Origin of the sequence: Nocardioides sp., from assembly GCF_041600255.1 — a bacterium.
Lineage (GTDB): Bacteria > Actinomycetota > Actinomycetes > Propionibacteriales > Nocardioidaceae > Nocardioides.
Genome location: NZ_JBFIKK010000202.1, coordinates 1 through 3876, shown reverse-complemented (window position 1 = coordinate 3876; position 3876 = coordinate 1). Strand labels below are relative to the sequence as shown.

8 protein-coding genes are annotated in these 3876 nt (G+C 69.7%); all 8 read left to right on the top strand.

Annotation, left to right across the window (positions count from 1 at the left end; genetic code table 11):
• Positions 1 to 58 precede the first annotated feature (58 nt).
• Positions 59 to 346, top strand: a complete 288-nt coding sequence (locus ABZE72_RS16145) for a hypothetical protein (RefSeq protein ID WP_372730059.1) — start codon at positions 59 to 61, stop codon at positions 344 to 346.
• A gap of 235 nt (positions 347 to 581) precedes the next feature.
• Complete coding sequence (locus ABZE72_RS16140) at positions 582 to 758, top strand: hypothetical protein (RefSeq protein ID WP_372730058.1); 177 nt, start codon at positions 582 to 584, stop codon at positions 756 to 758.
• Positions 755 to 1384 (top strand): hypothetical protein, encoded by a 630-nt coding sequence (locus ABZE72_RS16135; RefSeq protein WP_372730057.1) that lies wholly within the window; start codon positions 755 to 757, stop codon positions 1382 to 1384. Before ABZE72_RS16140 ends, ABZE72_RS16135 begins: the two co-directional genes overlap by 4 nt.
• Positions 1385 to 1541: 157 nt before the next feature.
• Positions 1542 to 1730 (top strand): hypothetical protein, encoded by a 189-nt coding sequence (locus ABZE72_RS16130; protein WP_372730056.1) that lies wholly within the window; start codon positions 1542 to 1544, stop codon positions 1728 to 1730.
• Positions 1727 to 1945: a hypothetical protein gene (locus tag ABZE72_RS16125; protein ID WP_372730055.1), complete on the top strand. Its 219-nt coding sequence runs from the start codon at positions 1727 to 1729 to the stop codon at positions 1943 to 1945. The genes ABZE72_RS16130 and ABZE72_RS16125 overlap by 4 nt, the downstream gene beginning before the upstream one ends.
• Positions 1942 to 2616: a lambda exonuclease family protein gene (locus ABZE72_RS16120; RefSeq protein ID WP_372730054.1), complete on the top strand. Its 675-nt coding sequence runs from the start codon at positions 1942 to 1944 to the stop codon at positions 2614 to 2616. Before ABZE72_RS16125 ends, ABZE72_RS16120 begins: the two co-directional genes overlap by 4 nt.
• Entirely contained in the window at positions 2616 to 3266 is a 651-nt protein-coding gene (locus tag ABZE72_RS16115) for a hypothetical protein (RefSeq protein WP_372730053.1), read from the top strand. Before ABZE72_RS16120 ends, ABZE72_RS16115 begins: the two co-directional genes overlap by 1 nt.
• On the top strand, positions 3263 to 3637 hold the full coding sequence (locus ABZE72_RS16110; RefSeq protein ID WP_372730052.1) for a hypothetical protein: 375 nt from the start codon (positions 3263 to 3265) through the stop codon (positions 3635 to 3637). The genes ABZE72_RS16115 and ABZE72_RS16110 overlap by 4 nt, the downstream gene beginning before the upstream one ends.
• Positions 3638 to 3876 lie beyond the last annotated feature (239 nt).

Genomic DNA, 3876 nt, shown 5'->3' with positions numbered 1-3876 from the left:
GGGCCAGCTACGTCGCCACCGCCGCCGCGCACGCATGGGCCGAGAGCGAGGTGGCGGCGTGAGTCTCCTCGAGTTCGTCCAGGGCCTCGACGGCTGGGACATCGCCGCCATCATCTGCGGCTCGTGGCTGATCCTGGCCTTCGTCGTCGGCATCCCGATCGGCCGCGCGATGGCCCGCGCCGAAGCAGCCGACGCCGCCGAGGACGTCAACTGGATTCCTTTCCTTCCGCCGGTCCCGGAGCCCGAGTCCCGCTGGGTATCTGTCTGGCCCGTCGCCGCCTCCGACGACGAGGAGACCCGGCTCCGGTTTGACCAGATCATCTCGGCCGAGGAGTGGGCGGCATGAGTGCACCCCTCGTGACGCAGGCGTCGACGGACGCACCGTCAGACGAGAACCGTCGTCTCAAGCACAAGTGGTGCCTCGCCGAACGAGCTCTCGGCATCAACCGCGGACTATGTGGAACCCCCATTCTCGGCATCCCGCCGAAGCCTGGCCGCCTCGCCTGCCGGGTCTGTGGCGACCTCGTCAATGGTCACCGCACCGGGTGCGCGGAGTGCTTGACCACATGGGGGCTGGAGTCATGACCCCCGACGCCACCGCCGCGCTCCTGGCGATGCAGTTCGCCGTCACCCCCCGCGACGCTCTCCTGTGGGCGATGCGGGCCGTGCTCAACGGCTGCCCCGCCGCCACCGCACACGAGGCATGGACCCGTTGGGACGCCGCCAACCGGCCGCAGGTCATCGGGGGTGCGCGGTGAGCACCATCCACCTCGGCCCGGTGGTCTACGAGCCACCACTGACCCGCTCCGGACCGTGGCACGCCCCCGGCCACGGCTCGAAGGCGCTGCGCACCGGACCGCGCTGGCTACGTGGGGCGACTCGCTGGCACCGCATCCGCTCCGGCGTGCAGTACGAGCACCTCGACCACCCGTCCTACTCGGCGTGGTGCGGGCAGTCGGTTAGCCCGAAGGGCCGCGACACCACCGTCGATCTGCCTGTGGACGGCATCCCGCTGTGCGGCACGTGCGAGGGCCGGGCCGCCGGCGCCGGACACCCGACCCCGCTGGATCTTCCGGCTGATGTCGCGCTGCTGTTCCGGCCGTCCCGCCTCGTCGCCCCGCGCTGGTGTCCCGGCGGCGGTCCGTACGGACCAGCTCAACACCTCGCCGAGGTCGTCGGCCACCGGGTAGTGCGGTGCGCCGCCTGCAGCGATCTGGTGGCCGAACGCAGCGCCTACGGATGGAACGCGCGCTTTGGCCAGCCCCGGCAGCACACACCCGGACCTGGTCTCGTCCCCGGCTGCGAGCAGCACGCGTGGCGGCACCTTGTTCGCACCGTCGAGGGCGTCGCCTGTGAGTGCGCCGGGCTGGAGCGTGCCGCGTGACCGTCCCCGAGCACTGCACGCAGTGGTGCGACGACGACCATCTCTGCGCCCTGGCCCGCCACCACTCCGGCAAATGCCTGCCACTCCCCCGCCGCTGGGCCGTGACCGACATCAGCCCGAGTAACCCGCGCTACGTCGAGCCGAAGAGGAAGACGGCATGACGCGTTACCGAGTCTTTTTGACCACCACCGCGAGCTACGGCGTGATCGTCGAGGCCGACAGCGAAGCCGACGCGATGGACAAGGCCGAGATGGAGGGCGCACCCGGCCTCTGCCACCAGTGCGCCCGAATCGACCTCGGCGACTGGGAGGCCAACGAGGACGACGTTGAGGTGGTCGAAGAATGACCACCCCCCACGAGCGGTTCGAGGCCGAGGTCAACGCCACACCGATCGTCGACAACGCCGGCCACCTCTACGTCATCGGCGAGCTCGAGCCCGACCGATGCCCCGAGTGCGAGGGCGACGGCTGGTTCACCGAAACCACGGTCGGCTCCAACGGCCGCGACGAAGACATCGACTGGCCCTGCCAAGCCTGCGACCAAACAGGAGTTGCCTCGTGACCCTCATCGAACTGCCCGACCTGATCCAAGGCTCGGACGAGTGGCTCGACCAGCGGCGCGGCATGGTCACCGCTTCCGTCGTCGGCCAGCTCATCACCGCCAGCACGATCAAGGTGGCGAGGAACGACTACTCCCGCGCCCTGACCGCGACCCTCGTCGCCGAACGCATCACCGGCTGGACCGACCCGCAGTACGTGTCCGACGACATGCTCCGCGGCCACGAGGACGAGCCGAGAGCACGCGACCTGTACTCCGAGCACTTCGCCCCCGTCGCCGAGTCCGGGTTCATGGTGCGGGCCGAGGAGAACTGGCGGCTCGGCTACTCACCCGACGGCCTGGTGGGTGACGACGGGCTGATCGAGGTCAAGTCCCGCCGGCCGAAGAAGCACCTGACCACGATCCTGTCCGGCGAGGTGCCCGCCGAGAACATGGCCCAGCTGCAGGCGGGGCTGCTCGTGTCCGGCCGCGACTGGTGCGACTACATCTCCTTCTGCGGCGGGATGCCGCTGTGGGTGAAGCGCGTGGAACCCGACCCGCGCTGGCAGGACGCCATCGTCGCCGCGGTCATCGCCTTCGAAGAGTCCGCCGCCGAGATGGTCACGGCCTACGAGACGGCCACCGCAGGAATGCCCAAGACCGAGCGCGTCGTCGAGATGGAGATGACTTTCTGATGGACCTCTCGAACACCATCCAGCCCAAGAGTGACCAACTGGACGCGATCGACCTACTCACTGGCGACCGTACGTTCACGATCGAGCGCGTCAGCAGGAACAACGACGAGCAGCCCATCAATATCCATCTCGCCGAGTTCCCCCGTCCCTGGCGGCCGGGGCTGTCAATGCGGCGCGTTCTCGTCGCTTGCTGGGGGGCGGACGCGGCTACCTACGTCGGCCGGCGCGTCACGCTCTACTGCGATCCCGACGTCGAGTTCGGTGGCGCTGCTGTAGGTGGCACGCGGATCCGGGCGCTGTCGCACATGAGCAAGGCCAAGGCGGTGCCGCTGCTGGTCAAGCGCGGCCGGAGCGCCATGTTCACCGTCAAGCCCCTCGCCGACGAGGAGCCGAAGCGGATCAAGCCGAACGTCGAGGCGCTGATCGAGAACGCGCAGGAGGCCCGGCACAACGCCGACCTGGACGACGTCGCACGTGCCGCCGCTGGGTTGACCGGCGACGAGCTGGACGCGGTCAAGGCCGTCGTCACCGCCCGTCGCGCGGAACTCAAGGAAGCGGCCGAACTGTCAACACCCAACGTTGACGGCCCTGACGGTGACTGGCCCACCCCGGCGACCATCCCCGGCGCCACCACGGACGGCGACCAGTGAGCGCCGGCAAGGCCAAGGGCACGCGCCACGAGAGTGCGATCGTCGCCTTCCTGCAGGCCCACGGCTTCACCTACGCCGACCGCGTCCCCCTCTCCGGCAGCCGCGACCGCGGGGACGTCACCGTCGGCCCCGGCTCCCCCGTCATCGAGGCCAAGAACCAGGCCCGGCACTCGTTCGCCGAATGGCTGGACGAGGCCAACCAGGAGGCCGCCAACGCCCGCGCACCGTTCGGCGTGGTGTGGGCCAAGCGCCGAGGCAAGGGCTCGGTGGGCGACGGGTACGTGGTCATGGACGGCAACACGTTCGCGCTGCTGCTGCAGCAGGCCGGCTACTCGTGGGAGCCACCACTGCCGGGTCGTGAAGTCGCATGACCGAGCGTCTCGCGTTCGCCGTCGTCCTGCCGCTGTGGGCCGTCAGCTTCCTCGGCTGGCTGGCGTTCGTGATCCCCGGCCTCATCTGGGGGCGGAAGTGACCGAGCCCCTGTCTTACGACTACCTCCTCGCCTACGCCACCAGCCAGCAGCAGGGCAAGTCGCCGTATGTCGGTGACCTGTGCGCCGGGTGCAGCCACGAGTTCCACGGCCTGCCCTGCACCAAGCATCGCCCCGTGC